General features: G+C 65.8%; 26 protein-coding genes and 1 pseudogene. 3 read left to right on the top strand and 24 right to left on the bottom strand.

The window, feature by feature from the left end; genetic code table 11:
* Positions 1 to 64: 64 nt before the first annotated feature.
* The 10 genes from ACV7NQ_RS34375 to ACV7NQ_RS34330 all read right to left on the bottom strand — a co-directional run bounded on the left by ACV7NQ_RS34375 (position 65) and on the right by ACV7NQ_RS34330 (position 7,994).
* Positions 65 to 715, bottom strand: a complete 651-nt coding sequence (locus ACV7NQ_RS34375) for an urease accessory protein UreD (protein WP_463363360.1) — start codon at positions 713 to 715, stop codon at positions 65 to 67.
* A complete protein-coding gene (gene ureG / locus ACV7NQ_RS34370) occupies positions 705 to 1,424 on the bottom strand; it encodes an urease accessory protein UreG (protein WP_463363359.1) in 720 nt (239 codons plus the stop codon). The genes ACV7NQ_RS34375 and ureG overlap by 11 nt, the downstream gene beginning before the upstream one ends.
* A gap of 51 nt (positions 1,425 to 1,475) precedes the next feature.
* The gene (locus ACV7NQ_RS34365; RefSeq protein WP_463363358.1) at positions 1,476 to 2,132 is read right to left on the bottom strand and encodes an urease accessory protein UreF; all 657 of its coding nucleotides are present in this window, start codon (positions 2,130 to 2,132) and stop codon (positions 1,476 to 1,478) included.
* Between the two features lie 215 nt (positions 2,133 to 2,347).
* On the bottom strand, positions 2,348 to 3,217 hold the full coding sequence (locus tag ACV7NQ_RS34360; protein WP_463363357.1) for an SDR family NAD(P)-dependent oxidoreductase: 870 nt from the start codon (positions 3,215 to 3,217) through the stop codon (positions 2,348 to 2,350).
* A 55-nt stretch (positions 3,218 to 3,272) separates the two neighbouring features.
* The gene (locus ACV7NQ_RS34355; protein WP_463363356.1) at positions 3,273 to 3,704 is read right to left on the bottom strand and encodes a hypothetical protein; all 432 of its coding nucleotides are present in this window, start codon (positions 3,702 to 3,704) and stop codon (positions 3,273 to 3,275) included.
* A 327-nt stretch (positions 3,705 to 4,031) separates the two neighbouring features.
* Positions 4,032 to 4,331, bottom strand: a complete 300-nt coding sequence (locus ACV7NQ_RS34350) for a nitrile hydratase accessory protein (RefSeq protein ID WP_463365927.1) — start codon at positions 4,329 to 4,331, stop codon at positions 4,032 to 4,034.
* Positions 4,332 to 4,393: 62 nt separating this feature from the next.
* Positions 4,394 to 5,020, bottom strand: coding sequence for a nitrile hydratase subunit alpha (gene nthA / locus ACV7NQ_RS34345; RefSeq protein WP_463363355.1), 627 nt, complete (start codon positions 5,018 to 5,020; stop codon positions 4,394 to 4,396).
* 11 nt (positions 5,021 to 5,031) lie between these two features.
* Positions 5,032 to 5,781 carry a nitrile hydratase subunit beta gene (nthB, locus tag ACV7NQ_RS34340; RefSeq protein WP_463363354.1) on the bottom strand — a complete coding sequence of 250 codons (750 nt, stop codon included), beginning with the start codon at positions 5,779 to 5,781 and terminating at the stop codon, positions 5,032 to 5,034.
* A 240-nt stretch (positions 5,782 to 6,021) separates the two neighbouring features.
* A complete protein-coding gene (locus ACV7NQ_RS34335; protein ID WP_463363353.1) occupies positions 6,022 to 6,255 on the bottom strand; it encodes a DUF1097 domain-containing protein in 234 nt (77 codons plus the stop codon).
* A 464-nt stretch (positions 6,256 to 6,719) separates the two neighbouring features.
* Positions 6,720 to 7,994, bottom strand: coding sequence for an IS4 family transposase (locus ACV7NQ_RS34330; protein ID WP_463365926.1), 1,275 nt, complete (start codon positions 7,992 to 7,994; stop codon positions 6,720 to 6,722).
* Between the two features lie 677 nt (positions 7,995 to 8,671).
* Here ACV7NQ_RS34330 and ACV7NQ_RS34325 point away from each other — a divergent pair.
* A complete protein-coding gene (locus ACV7NQ_RS34325) occupies positions 8,672 to 9,556 on the top strand; it encodes a class I SAM-dependent methyltransferase (protein ID WP_463363352.1) in 885 nt (294 codons plus the stop codon).
* A gap of 56 nt (positions 9,557 to 9,612) precedes the next feature.
* On the opposite strand, the gene ACV7NQ_RS34320 is transcribed toward ACV7NQ_RS34325, so the two are convergent.
* From ACV7NQ_RS34320 to ACV7NQ_RS34270, 11 genes are all read right to left on the bottom strand, one after another.
* Positions 9,613 to 10,023: an allophanate hydrolase-related protein gene (locus tag ACV7NQ_RS34320; RefSeq protein WP_463365925.1), complete on the bottom strand. Its 411-nt coding sequence runs from the start codon at positions 10,021 to 10,023 to the stop codon at positions 9,613 to 9,615.
* A 34-nt stretch (positions 10,024 to 10,057) separates the two neighbouring features.
* On the bottom strand, positions 10,058 to 10,774 hold the full coding sequence (locus ACV7NQ_RS34315; protein WP_463363351.1) for a GntR family transcriptional regulator: 717 nt from the start codon (positions 10,772 to 10,774) through the stop codon (positions 10,058 to 10,060).
* 14 nt (positions 10,775 to 10,788) lie between these two features.
* Entirely contained in the window at positions 10,789 to 12,186 is a 1,398-nt protein-coding gene (gene hydA, locus ACV7NQ_RS34310; RefSeq protein ID WP_463363350.1) for a dihydropyrimidinase, read from the bottom strand.
* The gene (locus tag ACV7NQ_RS34305) at positions 12,168 to 13,691 is read right to left on the bottom strand and encodes an amidohydrolase family protein (RefSeq protein WP_463363349.1); all 1,524 of its coding nucleotides are present in this window, start codon (positions 13,689 to 13,691) and stop codon (positions 12,168 to 12,170) included. The genes hydA and ACV7NQ_RS34305 overlap by 19 nt, the downstream gene beginning before the upstream one ends.
* Positions 13,688 to 14,575: a carbon-nitrogen hydrolase family protein gene (locus ACV7NQ_RS34300; RefSeq protein ID WP_463363348.1), complete on the bottom strand. Its 888-nt coding sequence runs from the start codon at positions 14,573 to 14,575 to the stop codon at positions 13,688 to 13,690. Before ACV7NQ_RS34300 ends, ACV7NQ_RS34305 begins: the two co-directional genes overlap by 4 nt.
* Positions 14,572 to 15,372 carry an ABC transporter ATP-binding protein gene (locus tag ACV7NQ_RS34295; RefSeq protein WP_463363347.1) on the bottom strand — a complete coding sequence of 267 codons (801 nt, stop codon included), beginning with the start codon at positions 15,370 to 15,372 and terminating at the stop codon, positions 14,572 to 14,574. Before ACV7NQ_RS34295 ends, ACV7NQ_RS34300 begins: the two co-directional genes overlap by 4 nt.
* On the bottom strand, positions 15,369 to 16,265 hold the full coding sequence (locus ACV7NQ_RS34290) for an ABC transporter permease (protein ID WP_463363346.1): 897 nt from the start codon (positions 16,263 to 16,265) through the stop codon (positions 15,369 to 15,371). Before ACV7NQ_RS34290 ends, ACV7NQ_RS34295 begins: the two co-directional genes overlap by 4 nt.
* A complete protein-coding gene (locus ACV7NQ_RS34285; RefSeq protein WP_463363345.1) occupies positions 16,262 to 17,125 on the bottom strand; it encodes an ABC transporter substrate-binding protein in 864 nt (287 codons plus the stop codon). Before ACV7NQ_RS34285 ends, ACV7NQ_RS34290 begins: the two co-directional genes overlap by 4 nt.
* 188 nt (positions 17,126 to 17,313) lie before the next feature.
* Complete coding sequence (locus ACV7NQ_RS34280; protein ID WP_463363344.1) at positions 17,314 to 18,222, bottom strand: ABC transporter substrate-binding protein; 909 nt, start codon at positions 18,220 to 18,222, stop codon at positions 17,314 to 17,316.
* Positions 18,219 to 18,716 (bottom strand): hypothetical protein, encoded by a 498-nt coding sequence (locus ACV7NQ_RS34275; RefSeq protein ID WP_463363343.1) that lies wholly within the window; start codon positions 18,714 to 18,716, stop codon positions 18,219 to 18,221. Before ACV7NQ_RS34275 ends, ACV7NQ_RS34280 begins: the two co-directional genes overlap by 4 nt.
* A gap of 601 nt (positions 18,717 to 19,317) precedes the next feature.
* Positions 19,318 to 20,796 (bottom strand): MFS transporter, encoded by a 1,479-nt coding sequence (locus tag ACV7NQ_RS34270; RefSeq protein ID WP_463363342.1) that lies wholly within the window; start codon positions 20,794 to 20,796, stop codon positions 19,318 to 19,320.
* Between the two features lie 103 nt (positions 20,797 to 20,899).
* On the opposite strand from ACV7NQ_RS34270, the gene ACV7NQ_RS34265 reads away from it, so the two are divergent.
* Both ACV7NQ_RS34265 and ACV7NQ_RS34260 read left to right on the top strand, forming a co-directional pair.
* The gene (locus ACV7NQ_RS34265; RefSeq protein WP_463363341.1) at positions 20,900 to 21,577 is read left to right on the top strand and encodes a TetR/AcrR family transcriptional regulator; all 678 of its coding nucleotides are present in this window, start codon (positions 20,900 to 20,902) and stop codon (positions 21,575 to 21,577) included.
* Positions 21,578 to 21,644: 67 nt separating this feature from the next.
* On the top strand, positions 21,645 to 22,640 hold the full coding sequence (locus ACV7NQ_RS34260) for a zinc-binding dehydrogenase (protein ID WP_463363340.1): 996 nt from the start codon (positions 21,645 to 21,647) through the stop codon (positions 22,638 to 22,640).
* 189 nt (positions 22,641 to 22,829) lie between these two features.
* Here ACV7NQ_RS34260 and ACV7NQ_RS34255 read toward each other — a convergent pair whose 3' ends face one another.
* The 3 genes and pseudogenes from ACV7NQ_RS34255 to ACV7NQ_RS34245 all read right to left on the bottom strand — a co-directional run bounded on the left by ACV7NQ_RS34255 (position 22,830) and on the right by ACV7NQ_RS34245 (position 25,815).
* Complete coding sequence (locus ACV7NQ_RS34255; protein WP_463363339.1) at positions 22,830 to 23,507, bottom strand: O-methyltransferase; 678 nt, start codon at positions 23,505 to 23,507, stop codon at positions 22,830 to 22,832.
* A 46-nt stretch (positions 23,508 to 23,553) separates the two neighbouring features.
* Positions 23,554 to 23,862 (bottom strand): annotated as a pseudogene (locus ACV7NQ_RS34250) (YbaB/EbfC family nucleoid-associated protein); the annotation flags it as partial.
* 231 nt (positions 23,863 to 24,093) lie between these two features.
* Complete coding sequence (locus ACV7NQ_RS34245) at positions 24,094 to 25,815, bottom strand: urease subunit alpha (protein ID WP_463363338.1); 1,722 nt, start codon at positions 25,813 to 25,815, stop codon at positions 24,094 to 24,096.
* Positions 25,816 to 25,873: the final 58 nt, after the last annotated feature.

Below are 25,873 nucleotides of genomic sequence, written 5' to 3'. Positions count from 1 at the left end.
CGGATAGTACGAAGGAGTTCCTCGGCCGCGACGGGAGTCCGCTGCCCTTACGACTTGCCGCCGATCAGATCCCGAGAAGTGAACCGGTTCGGGTGAACAGTGTCCCCCCGCCCGCCAGCGGCAGGCGGGATGCGGCCAAACCCGCTGTTTCCACCGGCCGGTCATCCGGATAGACCAGTTCACTGTCGAGTGCGCGTGGCGCGGCCAGTCGATCGTCGGCAGCGCAGCCCGCGCCCAGTTCCAAGCGGTGTCGCAGCAGCGGCGCGGCACCGACATCGGCGATCAGGTCGCCGCGCCAGGCACCGTCGTCCTCATCCATGCGGCCGATCTGTATCCGTTCCCGCAGCCGCAGCCGCGCGTCGGGCGCCAGCCGGACCGTGGTGACGGCGTGGTGGTGCGCACCGCCCGCCACGATCGTCGGTTCGGGATCGAAATCGAGATCGCCTCCGGCCGCGACCTCGAACCTCCAGTGCGCGGTCGAGATCAGAGTCGCGGCACTGGGCAGCGCGATGGTCGCCGCGACCGAGCGCACCAACAGTCGCGCGCCCGGCCCGACCACGACCGCGATATCGAGATCGTCGCCACCGAGCGGAGTGGCGGCGGTACCGATCAGGTGCACCGTGTCCCGACCGGTGCGCCGCGCCGCCAGCCCGCCGCTCGCATGGATCTCCGGCAGCGTGCCGACCGCCGCGACGATGCGTAACTCAGTGCGCAACGGCCGATTCAGTAGCGTCGGTCCGGTCTTGCTCGGCGATAATCCGCAGCTGCTCGCGCACCCAGGCGAGCACCGGCGTGGCCGCCGGGTCGTCGGTGAGCGAAATCATGGCGGTCTGTCGGCCCTCGCGCACCTTCGCCGCGTCCCGCTCCATCACGCCGAGGTCGGCGCCGACCAGCGGGGCGAGATCGGTCTTGTTGATCACCAGCAAATCCGAGAACGTGACGCCGGGGCCGCCCTTGCGTGGCACCTTGTCGCCGCCCGCCACATCGACGACGAAGATCTGCACGTCGATCAGGCCGGAGGAGAACGTCGCGGTGAGGTTGTCACCGCCGGATTCCACCAGGATCAGATCCAGCGGCGGGTTGGCCGCGATGAGATCGTCGATGGCGTCGAGGTTCGCTGTGATGTCGTCGCGAATCGCGGTGTGCGGGCAGCCGCCGGTCTGCACGGCGGTGATCCGCTCGTCCGGCAGAACCGCGTGGCGGCGCAGGAAGTCGGCGTCCTCGGTGGTGTAGATGTCGTTGGTCAGCACGGCCAATGACAGCTCCTCGCGCAGCTGCCTGCACAGCGCGGCGACCAGCGCGGTCTTGCCAGAGCCGACCGGCCCGCCGATGCCGATGCGCAGCGCCTCCCCCGCATTGCGTTCACGCTTCGGCCGGTCGTGGCTGTGATCGTGCGGTTGGCCGTCGATCAGGTGCGGGGGCATTGGTATCGATCTCCTTCTCTCACTGTGACTTTCGAGCGGTCGGCCGGATGCTCAGCTGGCGAACAGCGGCATCTCGCGTGCCAGGTGCCGTTCAGCGAGGACATCGAGCAGCGGGTCGGACAGCGCGGCGGGCCCGGTCATCGCCTCAGCGGCGGTGCGATCGCACAGGTCGGCGAGCCGGATCGTGCATCCGGCAATGGCGGCCGGGTCCAGTGCGAGCAGTCGTTGCGCCGCGGTGGCCGCGCCGGTCAGCGTCGTGTAGACGACCACGCCCGCGGTCTCCAGCGGGGTCACCGCGCAGGCAGCGCCGACCATGCCGAACACCGTCGACAGGTGCGGCCGGGTCCCGAGCTCGGTCCAATCATGGTCCGGCCACATCTGTTTGGCCAGGCGCAGCAGTCCGCGGCCCTGCGCCCGCGAGGTCGTCCTTGCGCCGGGCGCGGGCGTCCTGGCATCCGCCTCGGCCTCGGCACCCATCGGATCGAGCGCACCGGAGCACACTGCGGCCGCCAACGATGCGGCGACGAGCCCAGAAGTACGGACCCTGCGGCGCAGATACAGTTCCACCGTCGCCACATCACGCACCAGCCCAGAGGCCACGGCCTCCTCGACGCCACCGGAATGCACATGCCCGCCGATCGGCAACCGCGAATCCGCCAACGCGAACAGGGTCGCCAGGCTGGAGGTACGCGCGGCGGATCTGTGCATCCGTCGATCCTATGCTCGGCGTGTTACGGGGGTTGTTGCCTGGTCCAGCCGGTCGGCTCGTCCGCAGCGGCCAGCGGCCAGCGGGTGCACGTGGACGACCGATCAAGCATGAAATCGAGATAGGCCGGCGAAGCGTGCGACTCCATCGTCCCCCGGCAAACGCTGATGGTGCACGTGGATCCCACCGAGACGGGCACAGCCGGACAGCCTTCTGGTCAGCGGCGGAAGGTGCGCTCCATGAAACGTTGGGCTTGGCCGCGGGTCAGGTCGGACCAGGCTTGTACTCCCGAAGACCACCAGGGCGCGATCTCGCGCGGTTTGGCCGTGATCGCGTGACAAACCAGATCGGAGGCTTCGTCGACGGTGAGGCCGGGGACGCGGCTGAAGTCGGTGGGTGCGCTCATCCTGGTGTGCACGAGGGGCATGTAGATCGAGGTGGTGGTGACCTTGTCGGCGGCGATCTCCGCGGCGACGCTGCGCAGCCAGACGTCGAAGGCGGACTTGGAGGCGCCGTAGGCCGCCCACCGCGGTGCGGGCGGCATGAGGACGCTCCAGGTGGATATGTTGACGATGTGGCCCTGCTTGCGTTCGCGCATGCTCGGCAGCAAAGTGAGCAACAGCCTTACCGGGCCGAGATAGTTGACGTCGATGGTGCGGGTGAAATCGTGGAAGCGATCATAGGATTCGTCGATCGAGCGACGAATCGACTTGCCCGCGTTATTGATCAGCACGTCGACCTGACCGTGCTCATCCAAGAGTTCCTGGCCGAGACGCTCGACGGCCGCCGTGTCGGTCATATCCGTCGGGTACACGTGCACGGTGCCGCCTTCGGCGGTGATCTCGGCGGCCACCTGCTCGAGATCTTCGCGCGAACGAGCCACCAACAGCACAATCGCACCCGCCGCTGCCAACTTTCGCACGCTCGCCTTACCGATACCGTGTGACGCACCCGTCACCAGCACGATCCGGCCCGCGACCTCGGCACGCAGGGATTTCTCTCGCGGCCGCGAGGTCGGATAGAGCAGCCAGCTCGCGACTCGCTCGGCGAGCGGCCGCCCACTGCCGGTGGCCGGTGTCTCATTCACACACTCGACTGTATTAGCCAATCGGCCTTTTCACATCCGGTATCCGAGGACATGATCAACCGCCGTGCTCGGCACTTTCCGCCAGCAGCCGCGGCAAATCCTGTCGAGTGAGGTACGCGGATATCCGTAGTGCACCGTCATCGCTGCGCACGATGAAGTCGCTGTCTAGCTCGAACATCTTCGGCTGTGCGTCCTCCCCCATCGCCAGCGTCCACCGCGCCGAGGCCAGCCAGTAGTGGCCGCCGCACGCGACCGTCGACTGCCCGACGAGCGTGGTACGCGGCACCGCGGGCGAATCGAACCAGCGCGCACGCGCTTCGGCCGCCGCAACGAACTCCCCGCGCGTCAGACACCGACTCGCAGTCGGTGTGACAACCAGGATCTGCGCGTCGAAATAGCTTGGCAGCGACGAGAAATCAGAGGCTTCGACGGTTGTGTTGTAGCGGCGGATGAACGCCTCGACCGTCGAGATGTCATGTAAAACCATGACATTTAATTATATCGCGAATTGCTCGTCGTTCGGGTTAGGCGCGCCGATCCGACTGCGAGCCAAGGTGTTCAGCCCTGGCCGGTGAGCCTGCGGTCGGCGGTCCCCAGCACGGTGCGGAATCCCAAGGCGATTCCCGGGGCGAGCGCCTTCGTCAATAGACCGCGCAGCATCGGAGCCTTTAGTTCGAAGGTAGAGACCCAGGTGACCGCGGTGCCGCACGATCTCCTCCCATGTCGTCGCCAGTCGGGGGTTTGGTTCGCCGGCCACGGCGGTGGCGAGGCACCGGGCATCCACAGTCGCCATGTGCGTCAGTTTCCCCTGAGCTCATTCATGATTACCGGCACGATCTTCGGGATTGATGTAGCCGTCTTCCAGCAGACCGTTCCGCTCGATGACGCTGTGCAGCGCGGTAACCCAATGCTGGTAATACTCCCAGCGGCCGCGCGCATCTTCCGGTGCGTGCTGCCACGAACCGATGACATTGATCAGTTCCTGCTGAAATTCCGGCCAGGCGTAGTGACCGAACTCCGACAGCGCGACAGCCAACCCGAAGGCTCGGCGCTGCCACTCGGCATCGAACGTCGGCTGGTTGGGGTCGGTCACGCACGTTTCATGGAAAGACACTCTGCCCGACTCGTCGTACATGAGTTCTGTGCTGTCGATGGGCATTGCCCGATTCCCTTCGATTACCTCGCCGCGGGCTGATCAGCGAGCGCGACGCCGAGCATAGACTCGGTGGTGACGAGTTCGGTGAGCTGTTTCTCGCTCCAGCCGTCCGTACCGGCCGGACGCTCTGGAACGACGAACCACCGTGAGTGACCGCTGGAGTCCCACACCCGAATCTCGGTGTCGTCTGTCAGTGGGACGCCCAGTTCAGCGAGCACCACACGCGGTTCGCGGGCTGCTCGGGCTCGGAAGACCGGATCCTTGTACCAGTAGGGCGGAAGACCCAGTACCGGCCAGGGGAAGCACGAGCACAACGTGCAAATCACGAGGTTGTGCACACCCGGCTCGTTCACGACCGCGGCGATGTGTTCGCCCTCGGCCCCTGCCATACCTTCCGGCAGATCGAGCTGTGCGATGGCTGCCGGAGTGTCGGTCGCAAGCAGCTGGGCGAATTCTGGGTCCACCCAGGCACGAGCCACGATCTTCCTGCCGTTGAGCGGAGTCATTTCGGATTCGAAATAGCCGAGCACCTTGTCCACGGTCGTGCTGGCGATGACACCTTTTTCAATGAGTAACGCCTCCAGTGCGCGAACCTGCGCGGCACTACTCTGTTCGCGGTCGCTGGGGTAATAGAACCGCTCAGTCATCAGATACTTCCTCAGGAAGGTGGAGAGAGGTAGGACTCATAGATCTCCGCGTACAGTGGGCCCGCGTGAGTTTCGGTCCGTTCACCCCAGATCTCCTGGGGTTCGAAACGCACGAGGTAGACAGGAACAGGGGCACCGAGCCGATCGGCACCGGTCGAGCAGAAATAGCCGTACTTGCCTTCGAACACGCGCTCGACCCTGCCTGTGTGGCCCCGTAGATAACCGGGCAGACGGGTATGGTCGGTCGCTGGCGGGTTACGAACCACAACATGATCGCCGGTCGCGAAGGACGGGTTGTCCGCGTGACCGCGCCGCGAAGAGTCGCCCTCACGCAGGTACTTGATCACCTGTGCATCGATCCCTTCGCACTGGCGTTCCGGCAGCGCGGCCTCCGGCACCCCCCGGTACTTCTGGATCGCCGCGTCGAGTTCGGCCTGCGTGATGTAGCCGTTGTCCAAGAAATACGCGGTGATACCGCCGAGCCACTTCTCGTAATAGCGGAATTGGAAGTAGGCCAGGGGGTTCATCGCCTCGGCGGCCTTGCGCAGGTCCGCCCAGGTCCAAGTGGTTCTGAACACCGTTGGTACCGGTTCCATGTCGTAGGCGGGGACCGACGTGCGCAGCGAGTCACTCAACCCCATCATCGCCGCATGGATACCGAAGATTCGTTTCTCCCATTCTGCGACGAACACCCGCTTCTCGAAGTCGATCGGAGCGTCGTCGAGACCTTCGAGGCCGCCCAACATGTGCTGTAGTTTCATCCCGCCACCGCCGGAGCCAGGGCTGCTTGTTTCTGGGTGGTGATGATCTTCGCCAGTTGCCCGGACACAAACCCGAACACCGCGCTGAGCAGCATTGCGGTCACCACAACGAGCACCGAATTGCCGATCGACTCCGTGTAAGTGATGCGGCGCCCGTGACCGCGACCGTCCCGACGGTCGAGGCGAAACCCCACCCGATCGCGGGAATGGCGGCAAGCATCCCGGCGCTGGACGCTTCCACTATCGTTGCGCTGCCGATCCCACGGCAACCGCCGTAAACCCGACCCCGACGTCGGCTTTTTGGATGATCAGCACACACAGCGAGGCGATCACGATGCCGGCGAGATTGCTCAGTACCGAGCAGATCCGCCCGCGCAGCCCGGCGCCGAGGATGAGGAACGACGCCCAGGCGATGAATACAACCCAGACCGGCGCATGAATGACCTTTCCGGTGAAGTAACACCGCCAGCACACTCTTTTCCGACATATCCTCTGCCTTTGAAACGAGATGTGCGACATACGCAGTCGGCACCACCGGCCAACAGAAGTAATACCCATCAGAGACCGTTGCCGACATATGTCACAAAAATGACGGATACAATTCGAGCGTACACGGGGCCGACAAATCAGGACAACCGGCACCGTCGACCAGATTCGCCACCACCAGACCCAATGCCGCTTAGCTCGCCCCCTATAGAGCTGTGACCGGCGGTTTTGCGGATGGTCGTCGTTGTGTCGGCGTGATGCAGCTTTGGTTGGCCAGCCGGATGGTAGCGGGTCCGGTGTGACGGGTTCCCTTGTCTGCCTTGCGTTTTACTCGGAAGCTGTTGTGTCTGGCGCGTTTGACGACGCGGGGGTAGGAGCGGTGGCGGCGGGGGTTGAGGTGGCGTTTTGCGGTGATCTGTTCGGCGAGTTCGGTGTGGAGCTCGAGTTGGCGGTCAGGGGGAAAAACCGTCCGGGCCTGCGATGGTGTCGCGGGCGAGTCGGACGGTCTGGGTGAACTTCACGCGGTCGGGATCGATGCCGGTCTCGACCGCGGCCCGGCAGATCAGCGAGCAGATCGCGTAGTGGGCGATGAGGAATCCGTATATTTCCTGGCGGACCATGTCCGGGGTTTGCGAGCGCAGGGTTTTGGCGGGGCCGCGGAGCTGCGTCTTGATTTGCCTGTTCGCGGCTTCGTGTTCCCAGCGTTGGTGATAGGCCTCGGCCAGGATCAGCGAGGGTGCCTCGTGCGGGTCGAGGATGGTGGTGAGCAGGCAGATCAGCTCACCGCCTTCGCCACGGTCGGTGATCTCGTACTCGATGACGCGGGCGAAACGAGTCCGGTCCCAGTCCAACTCCTCCCCGGCTATGGCCGCCTCCAGCAGCTCGGCCCGCATTTTCGCCGGGGTTTTGGGCGCGAAAAGCAGTGTCACATAGGAGCCGTCACCGAGGCGGTCCACGATCGGCAGGTCCATAATGTCACCGAGACGCCACAACAGGTCGGCGTCGGTGTCGGCGCCCTGGCACCACAGTTTGAAACTGTAGAACCCCTGGTCACACACCAACATCATGCCGGGTTCGAGTAACCAGATCAGTTCGGCCGCGGCGGTGCGTTCACCGGTGCCCTTGCCCACGACCGGCCCGATCACCGCGCCCAGGCTCACATGCGAGCCGCATTCGGTCAACGTCACCACCCGTGCCTGTGGCAACACTCCCTTGCTCGGTTTACCGAATTCCGTTGCGTTGGCCTCGGTGTCGGCCACGTCGAACACCATGCCATCAATCGAGACCAGCCTGCGTCGCGCGTAGAACGCGTCCAGGGTCAGCCGCGACGCCACCGGCACCGCGATCCGCTCGAACAGTGTTTTCATCGGCTCGAACCCCAGCCGCTGCCGGGCCTGGGTGATCCCACCCGAGGTCGGCAAACTCCACTTCGGATCCCAACAACGCCAAAGCCGCAGCGGCCCAACCAGTTTCCGCATCACCCCCTCGTAGTCCACACCTGCGAACAACGCCAACGCGACCACGAAATACATCACCAAATGCGGCGGCAACGTCCCACCACGACGCTTGGGCGCCTTGCCGTGCTCGGAAATCGCCATCTCCACCGCATCACGGTCCACCACAGCGGTCAACACACCCAACAACACCTGATCGATCAACGACACCGCACCCACATCCACCACGTCGGCGACGCTAACCCCAGCACCGACACGATCCGGCACCGACACGCCCAAAAACGCTCCACACCAACCAGTCTCACAGACCAACCAGCTGGCACTACATCGCAATCATGCCGATGACCTGCGAAAACACGTCAAGCTAAGTGGCATTGCTATCTGACCTCGCGTAGGGGATCCCGTCCACTCAACATTGCCCGGATGAGTTCGCAGCGGCCAGTTGCGCGATGGCACCGGATTCGGTTCCGGCCGAATCGGTGCAGGCAAAGGTTGCGCAGGCCGGTGTCCTCGGCAGCGCGGATGCGGTCCTCGGCGCGGGCGCGGTGACAGCTCAGGAGCCGAAATCGGCTCCAACTGCAGTCCACTTCGCCGAGATGATCTGCCACACCGAATCGAAGGGGCCCGAGCGAGGGATGCCGGCGGCGTTTGGGCTCGCGGGAGTTATGGATAGCACGCAGCCACAGAGGAGCTGGCGAAGGGCCTACTATGGGTGCAGGACGGCATACTGCGCGTGATCGTCGCGACAGAGTTTGCCGCGCCGCTGGGCCTGATGGCGGCGATCGGCATGGCCGTATGGCTCACCCCGCCGGCGGGTGGGATCGCCCGGACCATGCCGTCTTCGGCGGCACCAGCTCCACCCGACAGCACCTTATCCGGCAAGCCCTGGGGGACATCATCACCGTCCTGCCTGGTCGGTACTAGCTGCGACACAGATCGGAAGGTAAGCAATGCGGACTGATGGAGATAGTTGGGACATTGTCAGTAGTGTGGGCCTGACCGCGTTGGGGGTAGCGACGTTTCGGGCGTTGGAGACAATCCGTCCCGATGCGTTGATCCAGGACGACTACGCACCATGGTTCGTCGAGGCGGCGGGTGAACCGCATTTCACCGGGTTGTTGGCCGACCCGTCCGCACTGGGGAACACGCCCTTCCCCGGCTTCATGGGTCTTCGGACCAAGTTCTTCGATGAGTTCTTCTTGTCGGCCGTCGCGGCCGGGGTGCGGCAGGCGGTGATCCTGGCCGCCGGGTTGGACGCGAGGGCGTACCGCCTCGATTGGCCGGCGGGCACGACGGTATTCGAGGTCGACCAACCGAAGGTGCTGGAATTCAAGGAAGAGGTACTCACCGAGCATGGTGCCCGAGCGAAAACCGAGCGGCGCCCGGTGGCCGTCGATCTGCGAGACGACTGGCCTGCCGCCCTCGAGACCGCGGGCTTCGACCCTGGCAAGCCGACCGCGTGGTCAGCGGAAGGGCTGCTGCCCTATCTCCCTGGCGCGGCGCACGACACGTTGTTCGAGCGGATCAACGCACTCTCCGGTCCGGGCAGCCACCTTGCCCTGGACAACATCGCGGCGGGAACCGATATGCAACACTTCGCGGCCATCATGTCGAAGTACTTCGACAAGAACCCGTTCAACGATATCGACATATCCGAGCTGTTCTACGGCGACGAGCGGGCCGATCCGACGCACTGGTTGACCGAGCACGGCTGGTCGGTGCGGCGTTCCGATCCATTCGAGCTGGCGGCTGCCTATGGCCGACCAGTTCCGGAGCTCCCCGAAGAGCTTGTCGACCGGTCGAAGCAATTGACGTATTTGACGTCAGTGAAGTAAGCCGTTTCCTGCATTCTGAATATCCCAACGGCCCGTCTGAGCATGCGCGATTCCATTCATCGAAGACCGAGTAGGTCATGAGCTCGGGAGTTTGCGACGAGATGCGCTTGGTAGGCACGAAACCCGCCGAAGTCGGCGATGTCGACGACCTTGTCGCCCGCGGTGATCCGCTCCGGGCGCAGGATCATCGCCCGTACGGTGGAGCCGTCCACCAATTCGATCGAGCCGAGCTCGAGCTCCCCGGGTTCCTGCGGCAGCAGAGTGTCGAACAGCAGTTCGTCGGACATTTCGTAGAGCTCGCCGACGATCGAGGCCCCACCGGATTCGACCGGGAGCAAACCAGGGAACTCGTCGCGGATCGCGAAGAACCGATAGTTCGGCGCGGTGGTGGCGGCGCCGAGCAATACGGCACCAGCGATTACCGCGTGGTCCTTCTGCCCGGACATGGCGCTGCCGTTCAAAAACATGCGTTGCACGAAAAACCCTCTCTGGTAACTGAAATCAAACAGTCGGTGTGCTGATGGAATCGGCCCGCGCACCCTGCGCGTCGGTGGCGCTGCGACGTACATGCGCCTCCGCCGCGGCGACCGCACGCGCGACATCGCCACTGGCCAGCTCCGCCAGCAACAGCTCATGTTGCTCCACCGCCGGCTCGGTGCGCGCGGGATCGCGGTAGCTCAATTCGGCGGCAATCTCCAGGTACTGCAACAGGTGGTTGTCGAGCAGACCCGCGAACCGTGCACCGAACGCGATGCGGTAGATCGACGTGTGGAAGGCGAGATGTGCCTCGCCGAACGCATCGGACGCGGGACCGCGCGCCGCGATGGCCTCCCCCATCGCGGCGATCAGCGCGCGCGGCTGCTCCCACTGTTCCGGCTTGGCCCGCTCACAGGCCAACCGGGCGGCCAGCTTCTCGAGCTCTTGCCGCACCAGGAACAGGTCCTCGATTTCGTCGGCGCTGATCGTCCGGGACCACAACCCGCCGACGGGTCTGCGCTCGGCGAAGCCTTCGCTTTCCAAGCGGCGCAGGGCATCGCGCACCGGTGTTCGGCTCACCCCGATCTGGGCAGCCAGCTCGGTCTCGACCAGATGCGTATTCTCCGGGATTTGCCCGGTGGACAACGCCTTACGCAGGGTCCGGTAGACGTACTCATAGGTTTTCTGGCGCACCTCGGCCGGCAGCGAATTCACTCCGCCGAGACCGGTTTTCTTGACCACTGCCCTCTCTTCCGTCACTGCAATCCACTCGCTTCTCGGCGCAAGAACCGGCCGGAGCCAGGCTTGCCGACGAACAGTCCATTCTCCACCACGGCCCGTCCAGCAGAGATCACGGTGCGCACCCCACCGGTGAGCCGCCAGCCCTCGTACAAGCTGTAATCGACCTTCATGTGGTGGGTGTCGACGCTGATCGTCGTCTGAACGTTCGGGTCGAACACCACCAGATCGGCATCCGAGCCGACGGCGATGGTGCCCTTGCGCGGATACAGCCCGAACAGCCGCGCCGGTGTGGTGGCGAACACCTCCACCATCCTGCGCAACGACATTTGCCCGCCGAGGACACCCTTGGAATACAACAGTTGCAACCGGTGCTCGATCCCGGGCCCACCGTTAGGGATCTTGGAAAAGTCGTTCTCTCCTAAGGTCTTCTGCCCGTTCAAGCAGAAGGGGCAGTGATCGGTGGACACCACCTGCACGTCGTCGGTACGCAGGCCACGCCAGAGTTCCGCGTGATGCCGGGCGTCCCGCAGCGGCGGGGTCAGCACATATTTCGCCGCCTCGAAACTGTCATCGTCATAGACGCTGGAATCCAGGAACAGGTAATGCGGGCACGTCTCGGCGAACACCGGCCTGCCACGGTCACGGGCTGCGGTGACCTCACTGAGCGCCTCACCACAGGACAGGTGCACGAAATACACCGGCGCATTGGCCATCTCGGCCAGCGCGATGGCCCGGTGGGTCGCCTCCGCCTCGGCCAGCTCGGGACGGGTGCGCCCGTGCCAGCCCGGATTGGTGTGCCCGGCGGCGAGTGCCCGGCGCACCAGCACATCGATGACCGGACCGTTCTCGGCGTGGACACAGCACAACGCGCCGAGGTCGCCGGCCCGCTCCAACACAGTGAAGATCGTGGCGTCGTCCACCATGAGCTCGCCGGGATACGCCATGAACAGCTTGATGCTGGTGACGCCTTCGCCGACCAGCTCGTCGATCTGCCCGAGCGAACCGGAATCCATCTCGGTGATCACGATGTGCTGCCCGTAGTCGATCACCGCCTTGCCTTCAGCGGCGGCGAGCCCGTCCTCGATCGCGGCCCGCAAATGCTGCCCGCGCCGCTGCTGTGCAAAATTCACCACCGTCGTGGTTCCCCCGAAGGCCGCAGCGATCGTGCCGGACTCGTAGTCGTCGGCAGTGGTCGTCTCGCCCAGGTTGAACGCCAGATGGGTGTGCGGGTCCACACCACCCGGCAACAGGTAGCAGCCGGTGGCGTCGATGACCTTGTCAGCGGGCAGATCCAGCGACGCTCCGATCATGGTGACCGTGTCGTTCTCGACGTAGACATCGCCCAGGTAATCGTCGCCAGCGGTGATCACCCGCGCACCCTTGATCAGCAGGCTCACGGGCCACTCACCCACCCCGCCTCATCACCGCTGAACCGGTTGATCCCGATGGGTTCGGCGCAGGAACGCCGGTGGATCTCGGCGAAGTACGGTTCGAAGGCCCGGTTCAATTCCTCGACCTTTGCGTGCCGCCCCAGATACTCCTGGGCCAATCCACGCAGCTCGTCCAGCACGGCCTGCTCGTCGATCAGCAGGCACCGGCCGTCACGCACCACCGGCTGCCCGTTGACCCACACCTCGGTGATGGAGTCGCCGTTCTCCACATACACCAAATGAGAGGGCAGGTCGTTGAGCGGGGTGAAGTTCAGCGACCGCAGGTCCAACAGCACGAAATCGGCCTTGTACCCGGGCGCGATCGCGCCGACATCGCCGGCTACCCGCGCCGAACGGGCACCGCCGCGGGTACCCGCCCACAACACCTCCTCGGCCGTGGGCCAGGTCCGGTAGTCGGGGCTGGTCACCTTGTGCAGCAACGCGGCCGACTTGACCACATCGAACATGCGGGCGGAATCGTTGCTGGACAAGCCATCCGAACCGAGCCCAACGTTGACTCCCGCGTCGATCAGCTTCCGCCACTCAGCGATCCCCGAGCCCAGCTTCAGATTGGAGATCGGATTGTGCGCCACCGACGCACCCACCTCACCCAGCCGCGTGATATCGCTGTCGGTGAGCCAGATCCCGTGCGCCAGCGTGGCCCGGTCGCTGAGCACCCCGAGCCGGTCCAGGTATTCCACCAGCGTGGAGCCATAGAACTCGCGGCCGGTGACCGCCTGCATCTTCGTTTCCAGGACGTGCACATGGAAGGTGGTGTCATGCTGCGCGGACAGTTCGTTCGCGGCCACGAACAGGTCATCGGTGCAGCGCTGCGGGCCACTGGGCGCGATCACGTAGCGCAGCCGCCCGGCGCGACCGTCGTAGCGCGCCAGCGCTTCTTTGCTGAACTCCAGGTACTCCTCGGTGCTGCGCGGACGCGCCTCGCGTGCCTTGGCGAGCAGATCGGCGGGCAGCACCTCGCCCACGAACGGGATGGTGTCGATGTAGGGCCGGTTGACGATGTTGCCAGAGCAATTCGCCCGGATGCCGATGTCCTCGTAGGCACGGAACACCGCGTCCAGCGCGTCCATGCTCTGCGTCGGGCTCTCGATGACGTCGTCGAGCAGACACGTGGCGCCGTTACGCAGCGATTCCATCCCCACGAGAAGGGTGCGGAGGTACACCAGCCGCTCCGACATCGGTTCCAGGCCGAGGATCGGGTACGACAGCAGCATCCACAGTTCCAGCGGCATATTGTCATAACGCCCCTTGAACAACGCCTCCCACGAGTGCACGTGGGCGTTGACCAGCCCGGGCATGATGACGCGGTCGGTCGCGTCCACCACCGTTGCGGCGTCGGGGACCGCCATGTCCGGGCCGACCGCGGCGATCCGATCGGCGACGACCAGGACGTCGGCTCGGAACGGCTCGGCGCGATGCTCATCGTCCATGGCCAAGACAAGAGCGTTGCGGAACAACGTGGTCACAAAACCTCCTCGGGAGCACTGGGAAAGAGATCCATACGGCGGTGTTCGAAGTAGCGCAGCGTGCGGCGGGTCTGCGCGAGCACATCGAGATCCACTTTGGCGAGCGCCAAGCCGGGTCCGTCCTGCCGTGGCCGGTGTGCGAGTAGCTCGCCGTCCGGCCCGACCACGCACGACTCGCCGAAATTGTCGACCGCGTGGCCGCCGACCCACTCGGTACCTACCTTGTTGGCGGCCACCGCGAACAGTCCGTTCTCGCGGGCATGGGTGCGCAGCTCACCCAGGAAGAAATCGGCGCTGTCACCGCCGCTGCCTGCCACCGGAACAGCTACCAGGTCGGCGCGCAGCGAGCGTAGCTCGCGCCAGCATTCGGGAAATCGGCGGTCGTAGCAGACCAGCGTGCCCAGGCGGAGCCGGTCCATCGCGTGCACGCCGAGCCAATCGCCCGCGGTGAAGTGCGCGGGTTCGTCGAACCCCGGTGCAGGGTCGTCGCCCACCGGCAGGTGCAGCTTGCGGGCCGCGTGATGGGCCCGGCCCGCGCGGTCCACGGCGGCTTGAATCTGTCCTTTGTGGATGACGACGGCCGAGTTGTGGAACGTGCCTGCCGCATCGCGTTCGAACATCGGCAGCACCACGTCGAGGCCGAGTCCGGCCGCCAGCGCACCGATGTGCTCGGTGAGCGGTCCGGGTATCGGCTCGGCCCAGTCCCGGTACGCCCCAGCCGGTTCGGCACAGAAGTACGGTGTGGTCGCGAGTTCAGGCAGCACGGCCAGGTCCGCGCCTGCCGCCGCGGCGTCGGCCAATGCGGACTCGACGGCGGCCAGGTTGGCGGCACGATCATTCCCGCACGCGGGCAGTTGCACCGCCGCGACCGTTGTCACGCTCACCCGGCGGCCCTCTCCTGCTCGGCGAATGCCCGGTCGACCTCATCGGCCAGCAGGTCGACCAGCCGGTCATGCAATGCGTGGTACCCCGCCGAACGCGGGTCCCGTGGGCGATCCAGCTCGACGTCGACGATCGCCTTGAGCCGGCCCGGCCGGGCGGTGAACACCACGATCCGGTCGGCCAGCGCCACCGCCTCATCGATGCTGTGCGTCACGAACAGCACCGACGCGCCGCTTTCCTCGCGCACCTGGGCGATGTAGTTCTGCAGTTTCGCCCGTGTCTGCACGTCCAGCGCAGCGAACGGCTCGTCCATCAACAGCACCCGAGGCCGCATGGCCAAGGCCCGCGCGATCGCGGCGCGCTGCCGCATGCCGCCGGACAGCTCATCCGGGTGCTTATCCAGCATGTCGCTCAACCCCATGGTGCGCAACAGTTTCCGCGCCACCTCGCGGCGTTCGGCCTTGGGCACACCCCGTAGCCGCAACCCGAAGCCGACGTTGTCGGCGACTGATAACCACGGATACAGCGAGGACTGCTGGAAGATCATGCATCGATCCGGCCCCGGACCCGTGACCGGTTCGCCGTCGGCCTCGATGACGCCCGCGCTGGGTTGTTCGAGTCCAGCGATCATGGACAGCAGCGTGCTCTTGCCGCAGCCGCTCGGTCCCAGCATCACCAGGAACTCGCCGGGCTGCACATCCAGGTCGACGCTGTCGACCGCGAGCATTTCTTTGGTGGTGCCTTCACCCCAGATCTTGGTGACGCCGCGGCACCGCAGGGCCCCAGTCGCGTTGGTCATCGTTTTCCTCCAGCCGAGGCGGGCTGCCACCACAGCAGCCGCCGCTGTAGTTGCCGGAACGCCAGGTCCAGCAGGTACCCGGTGAGACCGATCAGGGTCATGGCGAAGAACACCAGGCTGGCGTTGAAGGTATTGCGGGCCAGCATGACCACCTGTCCCAGGCCGCTGCCGACTCCGGCCGCCTCGGCGAGCAGCACGACCATCCACGCCGCGAACAGGTTGAGCCGCAAGGTGTGCAGCAAGCCGGGCAGGATAGCGGGCAGCACGACCTGGAACAGGATCTGGCGCTTGCGGGCACCCATTGTGCGGGCGACGTTGAGGTACGTTTCGCTCACCTCGGTGATCTGGGTGATCGTTGCCAGCGTCATCACGAAGTACACCCCGACGAACACCATGAACACCGCGGGACGGTTGCCGATTCCGAACAGAAAGATCGACACCGGCAGCCAGGCGATCGGCGAGATCGGGGCAAGCAGGGTCAGCATCGGCAGCACCAGCCCACGCACCACCCGGAACTGAGTGATCAGCATGCCGGTCACCAGGCTGGCCACGAATCCGAGAGCCAGCCCGATCAGGACCCGCAGCAGCGTGGCGACGATCGTGGTGAGTACCGCGACCAACGGCGTAGCCTGGGCGGCTCCGATGGTGGATGTGTCGAAGTACCTGGCCTGCCTGCTGAAGTCCTGCAGAAAGATGTGCGGCGGTGGCAACAACAATGGTGGCGCCCAGCCTGCCGCCCAGGCCAGTTCCCACAGCCCGGCGAACAGCGCGACCGAGGCAACCCACCACCCGGCTGCCGCCCCCGCCTTGCGCGCCCATGACCACTTGCGCCGGGTGGCACCGGTTTTCTGTGGCAGCTCGACGTCGGCAGGGATCTCGACGGCGGTGGTCATGCGGACGCCCGCTGCAAGGAGTTGTACAGACCCTGGTTCTCCTGGATCACCTGGTCGAGCAACGTCCAGTCGAAGACGCTGTGGTCCGGCAGTCTCTTCAGGTATCCCAGGTCCTTCATGCCGACCGCGCGGTCCAGCATGAACTGCGCCTTCGAGCGCTGATCGACGACGTTGGGCTGCTTGGTCGAAGCGTCCAACGCATCGGAGACACTGGTCTTGAAATAGGTTCCGACGGTGGCCTGCACCGCGCTGGGCCGGTCTTGTTCGGCCTGCTGTTGAGCGACGAGCAAACCCTTGATGAGTGCCTTGACCGCCTTGGGATTCTGGGCGAGCAGGTCATTGCGCACGGCCAGCACGCAGTCGGTATAACCGGGTCCGTAGACGTCGGTCCCGTCGGAGAGTTTTACAGCACCGGACCGCGCGTTCAGCGCCTGCGTCGCATATGGCTCGATATGGCACATGCTGTCGATCGCGCCGCTGATGAACGCTTGGGCGAGCTCGGGCGAGGTTCCGAAGTAACGCACGTTGACGTCCTTGAAGGACAGGCCGGCAGTCTTGAGGTAGTCGTAGGGCAGCATTTCCAAGGTGTCGGCTTGGAAGGTGCCGAGTGTCTTGCCACGCAGGTCGGCCGCGCTGTTGATGCCTTGCTGCGCCACGATCACGCAACCCTGAACGCCACCGCCGGCCACGATGGTCACCGGCGCACCGGCGTCGCGCAGGGTCAAGAACTGGGTATAAGGAATGAGCGAGACGTCGACCTGACCGGCGCCGAACAGGGTCACGATGTCGGCATTGGTCGGGGTGACGACGAACTCCAGCGTCGCGCCGTCAGCCTGTGCCAGGTTGCGTTCCTTGACCAAGAAGATGCCCAAATTGCACAGTCCGGTGCCGTGTGTCGCCTTGAGCGCACCGGTCGCTGCGCCTGAGCTGCCCCCGACACCGGTGCACGCGCTCAGCAACCAGGCAGGCACCGCGACGGCGACGCTGGTGGCCGCCGTGCGACGAAGGAACGAGCGACGGCCCATCGAGCCGGTAAGAGGGTTGTGGGTCATCGTTGGTTCTCCTTGGTGTGGATCATCGAGAGTTCGTCTTCGAGGAGTTCGAGAGCGACGGCGGTCCGTGGCGGCGCGGCGTCGGCAGGCACCAGCGCCAGGGACCGAAGGCTGTCCCACCGGCCGAAAACGATCTCCCGCAGCTCGCGGATGTCCACTCGCGACGGTTGCCGGGTCACGGCACTGGCGAGTTCGTCGAGGTCGAACCCGGGGTAGAACTCCATCGCGTGGCGCAGCGCTGCGCGGGGATCGGCGTGAATGAAGGCTTCAGCGCGCAACATGGCCCTGATCGATGCCCGTACCTGCTCGGGGCGCTCCCGCAGGAACTTTGCGGACGCCACCAGAACCGTGTCCGGGAATGGATCTCCCCAGAGTTCGGTGCCGTCGGAGAGCGTGTGGGCGCCTTCGCGCCGCAGCCGCTCGGCGAACGGCTCGGCGAGGGTGAGGGCGGCCAGCTCGCCACGACGCCAGGCCTCGATGGACTTTTCGAGAACGTCGAAATAACGCAGCCGCACATCGTCGACGCCGAGTCCGGCGGCGGCCAGTACATCGTGCAGCAGCACTTCCATCGGGTCGGATCGGAACGTGCCGACAGGTTGCCCGGCGAGGGAGGCTGCGTCGGCGAACTCCGGGCGGGTGAGCACGGAGATGCCCATCAGGCCGCTTCCGGCGACGAGCACCGGCGGGTCGGCTCGAAACGCGTCGATGAGCGGCTGGGTGTAGGCGGCAGTACCCAGGTCGGCGACGCCACTGGCGAGTAGCTCGGCGGTCGAGCTGATGTCGTTGAAGTACGGGGCCTCGACCTCCAAGCCTTCGGCCGCGAACAATCCCTCGCCCACTGCCACGAAGAGTGGAAGATTTGACAGCGAGCAGCCATGGGTGAGCACGAGTCGTTGCCCGGTCATGCCGCACTCCCGGCCACCACTTGCCAGCCCGGCGGAACAGTATCCGGCGTCCCCTCGCAGATGACGATGGTTTGCACGAGCAGGTGGTCGCCACCCGGAGCCTGTAGCAGTGCTACGGCGTCCGCCAGCGAGATAGCCACAGTGTGGTCGTCGCCGAGGTCGGCGGTTGTCGCGATCCGGAGATTAACGCCAGGCATGGCGATCCAGCCGCCGGCCAACTCTGCGAGGGCGATCGAGGCGATCGCGTGACCCGGGACCAGATCCCGCAGGGAACGCCTAGCCCGCTCGGGCAGTGTGGGGTCGTCGGGCTCTACCGCGAGCAGCTCGATGCCGGACGCGCCGCAGCACTTGCGGTGGTTTTCGCCCACCGCGATGCGCAGGCGGTGAGCGAGCACCGGCGGAAGGCCGGCGAAGGCGGAGTCAGGGGCGAGCCCATCCCATTCCAGCGCGGTGAACACCCCCGTGAGCTGCGTTGTGTCCTGTATACATTGCACGCCACTCACTACATAGGGCTGTTATTACGCGACAGTTAAGACAGCTGTCATGCCCTGTAAAACACTGAGTCGTGGGTGTTTCGGACCTCGAGTGCGGGTGCCCATAGGTTCAGATCGTCATCGGTGATGTCCACTCGGCACGGCCAACGGTCCCTCGAGCACGGCGATCGCCTGCCGTGGCTTGGTCGCGAACCCGACATCGTCGGCGGCTGGACCGCAGGCAGCCACACTTTCACCGACCACATGGTGCGCTGGATGGCCCGTAGCTGCGCGCCTCCGTGGAGAAATTCACCGAGGAACTGCGATCCCACGGCCGCACGTGGACATGCGCTTCCAACCCGGCACGCGGCACGGCCATGGCCGTCCGGCTGGCCCACAAGAACCAGGCGATGGGCAAATTCATCGCCCGGTTCGGCCTGACCGACGAGGCGCTGCGCGGCATCCTGTCGGGACCACCCATGCGCGACATCGCGGCGGGCATCGACGCCGGGCGCTACAACCTCGGCAGCCCGCGATGCGGCTGGACGCGACATCCTGCATCGGGACCCCCGGCCAGGATTCCGCGCAGCCCTGTCGGCGCCCAACAGCTGACGCAGACCGATCAGCGCTTCGACCGCGCGGCGAAGAATGCCACCGCGGCCATCGTGGCGAGCAGGACCGCGCCGACCGAGGTCGCGACATGCATGCCCGAGACGAACGATTCCCGTGCGGAATTGATGAGCGCGGTGTTGTCACCCGCCCGCTGGACGGTCTCGCCGAGCGTGGCAGCGTAGTCGCCACCGGACCGGAAGACCAGTGCCGCAACCGAACCCAGCAGTGCGAGGCCGAGGGCATTGCCGAGTTCGAAGCTGGTCTCGGAGATACCGACGGCCGAACCGGCCCGTTCGGGCGGAACGGAGGATACCGCCACCTCCGACACCAAGGTGAACGCGAGGCCGTAACCGATGCCGGCGATGGTGGATCCGACGAGGTACCACGCCATCCCGCCGTCGACACCGACGCCGAGCAGCAGCAGGTTGCCGAGCGCGGAGGCCAGCAGGGCGAGCACGAAGCTGCCGCGCACGCCGATGCGCCGCGCCACCCGGGCACCGCCCACCGAGAACACGAACACCGCGACCGCCATCGGAATGCCGAACATCGCCGCCGCCAATGGGTCTCGTCCAGTCACCGATTGCAGGTAGATGCTGGTGAGGTAGCTCATCGCGGCCAATGCCATCATGCCGACCAGGCTGGAGCCGATCGCCACCGAGAACTGGGCGCGACGGAAGAGGCGCAGGTCCAGCAGCGGTTCGGCGAGTTGCCGCTGCCGCCGCCCGAAGACGATCAGCAACAGCACGCCGCCGAGCGCGATGACGAGCGCCGACGCGTCCAGCCCTTCCGCCGCAATATGTTTCACCGCGTACACCAGCGGCAGGATGCCGCCGATCGACAGCACCACGCTCGGAATATCCAGCGGTCCGAGCACACCCGAGCGGTGTTCGGGCAGCAGGAACGGGCCCAATGCAAGCAGGATCAGCAGCACCGGGATATTGATGAGAAATACCGAGCCCCACCAGAAGTGGTGCAGCAGCAGGCCGCCGAGGATCGGGCCGACCGCCGAACCACCCGCGAAGAACGCGGTCCAAACGCCGATGGCGGCGGCGCGCTCGCGGGCGTCCGGGAAGAGGCTGGAGATCAGGGCAAGGCTCGACGGCAGCAGTGTCGCGCCGCCGACGCCCATCAGCGCCCGCGCGGCGATGAGCACCGCGGCGCTCGGCGCGAAGGCCGCGATGATCGACGCCACACCGAAGACGCTGGCGCCGATGAGCAGAATATTGCGCCGCCCAATCCGGTCGCCCAGGTTGCCCATGGTGATCAGCAGCCCCGCGAGCAAGAAGCCGTAGATATCGAGAATCCACAGCTGCTGGGTGGCCGACGGGTCCAGATCGATGGTCAGGGTCGGCATTGCCAGGAAGAGCACCGAGATGTCCATCGACACCAGCAGCACCGGCAGCAGCAGCACCGCGAGGCCCAGCCAAGCGCGGCGCGAACCGATCTGCGACGACGTCGCGATAGGCCGCACTGCCTCCAGCTCTGTCATTCCATAACCCCTGTCACTTCTATTTCTCGTGTCGCGTACGCCGTACGCATGAACCCGGGTACAGTGTACGCAACCAGGCCCAGAACTGGAAGCGAGTCATGGGATGACCGAGCCGAAGCTCACCAAAGCCGCCATTGTCGACACCGCGATCGCCCTCGCCGACGAGGAGGGACTCGAGGCGCTGTCCATGCGGCACATCGCCGAGCGGATGGGTGTCGGGGCGATGTCGCTCTACCGGCACGTGGCGAACAAGGACGAACTGATCGCCGCGATGACCGACGAGGTCGCCGGACGCAACACCTACCCGTCCACGGAAGGGCAGAACTGGACCTGGCGCGACCGGGTCCGCATCGCCGCCGAGATCGATTGGGCGCTCTACCAGCAACATCCGTGGGTGCTGCTCACCTTCGCGATGCCGCGCTACAGCTTCGGTCCGGCAAGCCTGTCCTGTCTCGCCTGGCTGGTCGAAGGCTTCCGCGAGCTGAACGTCTCGGCCCGCGAGGCGACGACGATGGCGTTCACGGTGTGGAACTACATCTCCGGCGCGACGCTGCCACAGATCAGCGGCGCCCTGTTCGCCCGCGACGGAATCAACCCCGAGGGCGACAACGGTCTGCGCGCCCTGCTGCAAGGAACATCACAGCTCCCGATTCCACCGGCGCTCGCCGATCTGGACGGCGCCGGGGTCAGCGACCTGACATCGGAAGATCTACTTCATCTCGGCTTGAACGCGCTCTGCGACGGGTTCGCGGTACGTGCCGGAGTGACCGATCGCGGGTAAGCGGTTGACCTGAACCACACTTCAGGTTGAAGAGTGTTTTGCGAGCAACCGACACACAGGAGTCACCGTGCACGCAATCCGGCTTCACGCCTTCGGCCCGGCCGAAAACCTCCGCTTCGAGACCGTTCCGGATCCGGAACCCGGGCCCGGCCAAGTGCGCATCGCAGTGGCGGCGGCGGGCGTGCACGTCATCGACACCGCCATTCGCAAGGGCCAGCCCGGACCGATGCCGCTACCGGAACTGCCCACCGTGCCCGGGCGTGAAGTCGCCGGGACCGTGGACCGGATCGGCGACGGCGTCATTGCCGAGTGGCTGGGCAAGCAGGTTGTCGTCCATCTCGGGACCGTCCCCGGCGGTTATGCCGAGTTCGCCGTCACGGAAACCGCTCGGCTACAGGAGATTCCGGACAATCTCGACGCAGCCGAGGCAGTAGCGATCATCGGCACCGGGCGCACGACCATGGGCATCCTGCAGTTCACCGACCTCGGCCCGGACAGCATTGCCGTGGTGCTGGCCGCTGCGGGCGGCATCGGAACGCTGCTCGTCCAGTACGCCAAGAACATCGGGGCGACCGTGGTCGGGCTGGCGGGCGGACCGGCGAAAGTCGCACTGGTACAACGCAACGGCGCGGATATCGCCGTCGACTACACCCTTCCCGACTGGGTCGATCAGGTCCGGACCCAACTCAGCGGCCGTCGCGCGACGGTGTTGTTCGACTCGGTGGGCGGTGAAACCGCCCGCGCCGCGGTCGATCTGCTCGGCAAGGGCGGACAGCACCTCGTCTTCGGCTGGTCCGGCAAGGGCCCCGGCGATAGCGCACCGCTGACGTTCACCGAGAACGAACTGGCCGAACGCGGCATCGCCTCGCAGCTGGTAGTCGGCTCGCCGATGCTGCGGCGCGTCGGCGGTGACGTCCGAGTGCTCCAGGATCGCGCGCTCGCCGAAGCCGCGGCGGGGCGGTGGCGCCCGGCGGTGCGGCGATTCGCACTCGCCGATGCGGCACAGGCCCATCTCGAATTGGAGACCCGCGGCACGGTCGGCAAAGTGGTCCTGATCCCCTGAATGGCCCGCAGGTCAGGGGGGACGACCAGCGCGCATGGAATATCGGCGTGCTGGTCGCGACTGGTGAACCTGGGATCCTGGCGACTCACCTCCGGTCAAGCACTGGACGGCCGCGAAATAGCAGGTGAATAGCGCGGGCCCGCACGACTTCCAGCGGGATGGTGCGGGCCCGCAGCAGAGTGCGGCAGCTCAGTCGGTCGGATCGCCGTCCACGACGGCGTAGACGAAACCGTCCCAACCCTTGGAGCCCACCGTCTGCAATACCGTCGCGTCCAAGCGTGGATCGCTCGACAGCAGCTCGATGAGATCGCGGCTGGCGCGCACCGCCGGGTCGTCCGATTCGGCGTCGGCCACCGCGCCGTTACGGACCACGTTGTCGACGATGATGACCGAACCCGGCCTGGTCAGCCGCAGCGCCCACTGCACGTAGTTCGAGTTGTTCACCTTGTCGGCGTCGATGAACACCAGGTCGAACGGTTCGGGACCTTGGGCCTCCAGCACCGGCAGGCTGTCAAGTGCCGCGCCGACCCGGATATCCACCCGCTCGCCGACCCCTGCCATGTCCAGATTCCCCCGCGCCACCTCGGCGTGCCGAGGCTCGAATTCGAGGGTGACAACCTTGCCCTGCTCCCCGACCGCCCGCGCCAGCCACATCGTGCTGTACCCGCCGAGCGTGCCGATCTCCAGCACCCGCCGCGCCCCGATCGACCGTGCGAGGAGGTGCAGGAACTTCCCTTGTGCCGGGGAAACATCGATCGCGGGCAACCGCGCGGCAGCGTTCGCTGCCAACGCCGCCGCCGAATCCTCGTCGCCCACCAGATTCTCTACAAGATAGCTGTCAACATCAGCCCAGTCGAACGTCGTCATATCCGCAGTCTGCCACCGCGCGCCACGCGATACCGCAGACAGCGGCTCATTCCAGCCAGGACTTGCGTTGGTAGTACAGATCTTCTTCGCTCGCCTCGTCCGGAACGACGACATCATTCTCGATTGGGCTTGCGCGTTCCCGATGGCGGCTGGTGACCTGGTTGCGCAGCTTCGCTTGGGCGCGGCGGGTGCAGGCCATGAGTTCGGAGGCGAGCGCGGCGGGGTCCATGCCACGGGATCTGGCGGCGAGGTAGATGCCGGTGGTGATGCCGTTCGCGTCGACAGACACGCTGACACGCTTGTCCGCGGACGTTTCGGTCACGCTGATGGCCGACATCCGGCCCTGCAGTTCCTGATACTGCTGCGCCTTGCGCTACAGATTCTCCGCCCAGCGGGCCAGCTCGTCGGCAGCCCCGTTGAGATCATTGCTCACCAATGTCGTCCCCTTGTCACCCTGCGCCCACAAGCGCCGTGCGCGGGAACGAACCCGCAACTCCGCCCCCAATTTGGTCCGCCTGACCTTACCGACGGGCCGGTCGGCATCGCAACCGACCGGCTACCGGCGCCGCGTTGTCCGACGTCCGGTTCAGAACAGAAAGTAGCGCTGGGCCATTGGCAGTTCCGTCGCCGGTTGCTCGGTCCAGACCTCGCCGTCGATGCGGACGGTGAAGGTGTCCGGGTCGACCTCGATGCGGGGCATGGCGTCGTTATGGGGCATGTCCGCCTTGGTGCGTTGGCGAACGTTCTTGACGGGCACCAGTTTTCGGCGGACATCCAGGCGGTCGGCGAGGTTGTCTTCGATGGCCTGTTCGGAGACGAAGTGCAGCGAGTTGGCGGCAGCCACGGCGGGTGCCGCCCCGAACATAGGGCGTGGGAGAACCGGTTGCGGGGTGGGGATGGAGGCGTTGGCGTCGCCCATGGCGGCCCATGCGATCATGCCGCCCTTGAGTACCGCGTGCGGGCGCACGCCGAAGAAGGCGGGGTCCCAGAGGACGAGGTCGGCGAGCTTGCCGACCTCTACCGAACCGATTTCGTGGTCGAGGCCGTGGGAAATGGCCGGGCAGATGGTGTATTTCGCGATGTAGCGCTGCACCCGGGCGTTGTCGGCGGCACCGTCGCCGGGGAGTGCGCCGCGGCGGCGCTTCATGATATGCGCGGTTTGCCAGGTGCGCATGACGACTTCACCGATGCGGCCCATGGCCTGGGAGTCGCTGCCGATCATAGAGATCGCGCCGAGGTCGTGCAGGAGGTCTTCGGCGGCGATGGTGGAGGGCCGAATCCGGCTCTCCGCGAACGCTAGATCCTCAGGTATAGAGGCGCTGAGGTGGTGGCACACCATCAGCATGTCCAGGTGCTCGTCGAGGGTGTTGACGGTGTGCGGGCGCGTCGGGTTGGTGGAACTCGGCAGCACGTTGAGATACGAAGCGACGGTGATGATGTCGGGCGCGTGCCCGCCGCCCGCGCCCTCGGTGTGGTAGGCGTGGATGCCGCGGCCCGCGATGGCAGCGAGGGTGTCCTCGACGAAACCGGCCTCGTTCAACGTGTCCGAGTGCAGCGCGACCTGCACGCCCGCCGCGTCGGCGACGGTCAGGCACGCATCGATCGCCGCGGGTGTGGAACCCCAGTCCTCGTGCAGCTTGAAACCCGATGCGCCACCGCGCAATTGCTCCCACATGGACTCGGCGCTGACCGTATTACCCTTGCCTAGCAGCACGATGTTCATCGGCCAGCCGTCGGTCGCCTCGAGCATGCGCGCCAGATGCCAGGAGCCGGGCGTCACGGTGGTCGCCTTGCTGCCCTCAGCGGGGCCGGTGCCGCCCCCGATCAGGGTGGTGATGCCGCCGCCGAGCGCCTCGTCCATCAGCTGCGGGCAGATGAAGTGCACGTGGCAGTCGATGGCGCCGGCCGTGACGATGCGGCCGTTGCCCGAGATGATCTCGGTGGACGCGCCGACCATCAGATCCGGATGTACCCCGGACATGGCGTCTGGGTTGCCCGCCTTGCCGATGGCGCAGACACGGCCGTCGCGAATGCCGATGTCGGCCTTGATGATTCCCCAGTGGTCGATGATGATCGCACCGGTGATCACGGTGTCCGGGGCACCCTCGGCACGGGTCGCGCGAGCCTGCCCCATGGATTCGCGCAGCACCTTGCCGCCACCGAAGACGGCCTCGTCACCGGCCAGTCCCGGTCCGCCGCTGCGGTCTTCGGTGATCTCGATCAGCAGATCGGTGTCCGCCAGGCGAATTCGGTCGCCGGTGGTCGGACCGAACAGCTCGGCATACCGGGCCCGGCTCAGCTCACTCATCGCGTCCTACCTCCCGAGATGCCGTACCGCGCGGGGAATTGCGCGCCGAATCGTCTGC

It is taken from the genome of Nocardia sp. Tas62D01 (assembly GCF_055232035.1).
Note: the sequence above shows the minus strand (reverse complement) of the source record. Positions and strands in the feature narration are given on the sequence as shown.

Bases quoted from the DNA above. Each gene is read 5' to 3' on its own strand.
- ureG (WP_463363359.1), bottom strand. From the start codon at position 1,424: ATGCCCCCGCACCTGATCGACGGCCAACCGCACGATCACAGCCACGAC.
- ACV7NQ_RS34365 (WP_463363358.1), bottom strand. From the start codon at position 2,132: ATGCACAGATCCGCCGCGCGTACCTCCAGCCTGGCGACCCTGTTCGCG.
- ACV7NQ_RS34355 (WP_463363356.1), bottom strand. From the start codon at position 3,704: ATGGTTTTACATGACATCTCGACGGTCGAGGCGTTCATCCGCCGCTAC.
- nthA (WP_463363355.1), bottom strand. From the start codon at position 5,020: ATGACTGAGCGGTTCTATTACCCCAGCGACCGCGAACAGAGTAGTGCC.
- nthB (WP_463363354.1), bottom strand. From the start codon at position 5,781: ATGAAACTACAGCACATGTTGGGCGGCCTCGAAGGTCTCGACGACGCT.
- ACV7NQ_RS34325 (WP_463363352.1), top strand. From the start codon at position 8,672: ATGCGGACTGATGGAGATAGTTGGGACATTGTCAGTAGTGTGGGCCTG.
- ACV7NQ_RS34320 (WP_463365925.1), bottom strand. From the start codon at position 10,023: ATGTTTTTGAACGGCAGCGCCATGTCCGGGCAGAAGGACCACGCGGTA.
- ACV7NQ_RS34295 (WP_463363347.1), bottom strand. From the start codon at position 15,372: ATGACCAACGCGACTGGGGCCCTGCGGTGCCGCGGCGTCACCAAGATC.
- ACV7NQ_RS34290 (WP_463363346.1), bottom strand. From the start codon at position 16,265: ATGACCACCGCCGTCGAGATCCCTGCCGACGTCGAGCTGCCACAGAAA.
- ACV7NQ_RS34280 (WP_463363344.1), bottom strand. From the start codon at position 18,222: ATGACCGGGCAACGACTCGTGCTCACCCATGGCTGCTCGCTGTCAAAT.
- ACV7NQ_RS34270 (WP_463363342.1), bottom strand. From the start codon at position 20,796: ATGACAGAGCTGGAGGCAGTGCGGCCTATCGCGACGTCGTCGCAGATC.
- ACV7NQ_RS34265 (WP_463363341.1), top strand. From the start codon at position 20,900: ATGACCGAGCCGAAGCTCACCAAAGCCGCCATTGTCGACACCGCGATC.
- ACV7NQ_RS34255 (WP_463363339.1), bottom strand. From the start codon at position 23,507: ATGACGACGTTCGACTGGGCTGATGTTGACAGCTATCTTGTAGAGAAT.
- ACV7NQ_RS34245 (WP_463363338.1), bottom strand. From the start codon at position 25,815: ATGAGTGAGCTGAGCCGGGCCCGGTATGCCGAGCTGTTCGGTCCGACC.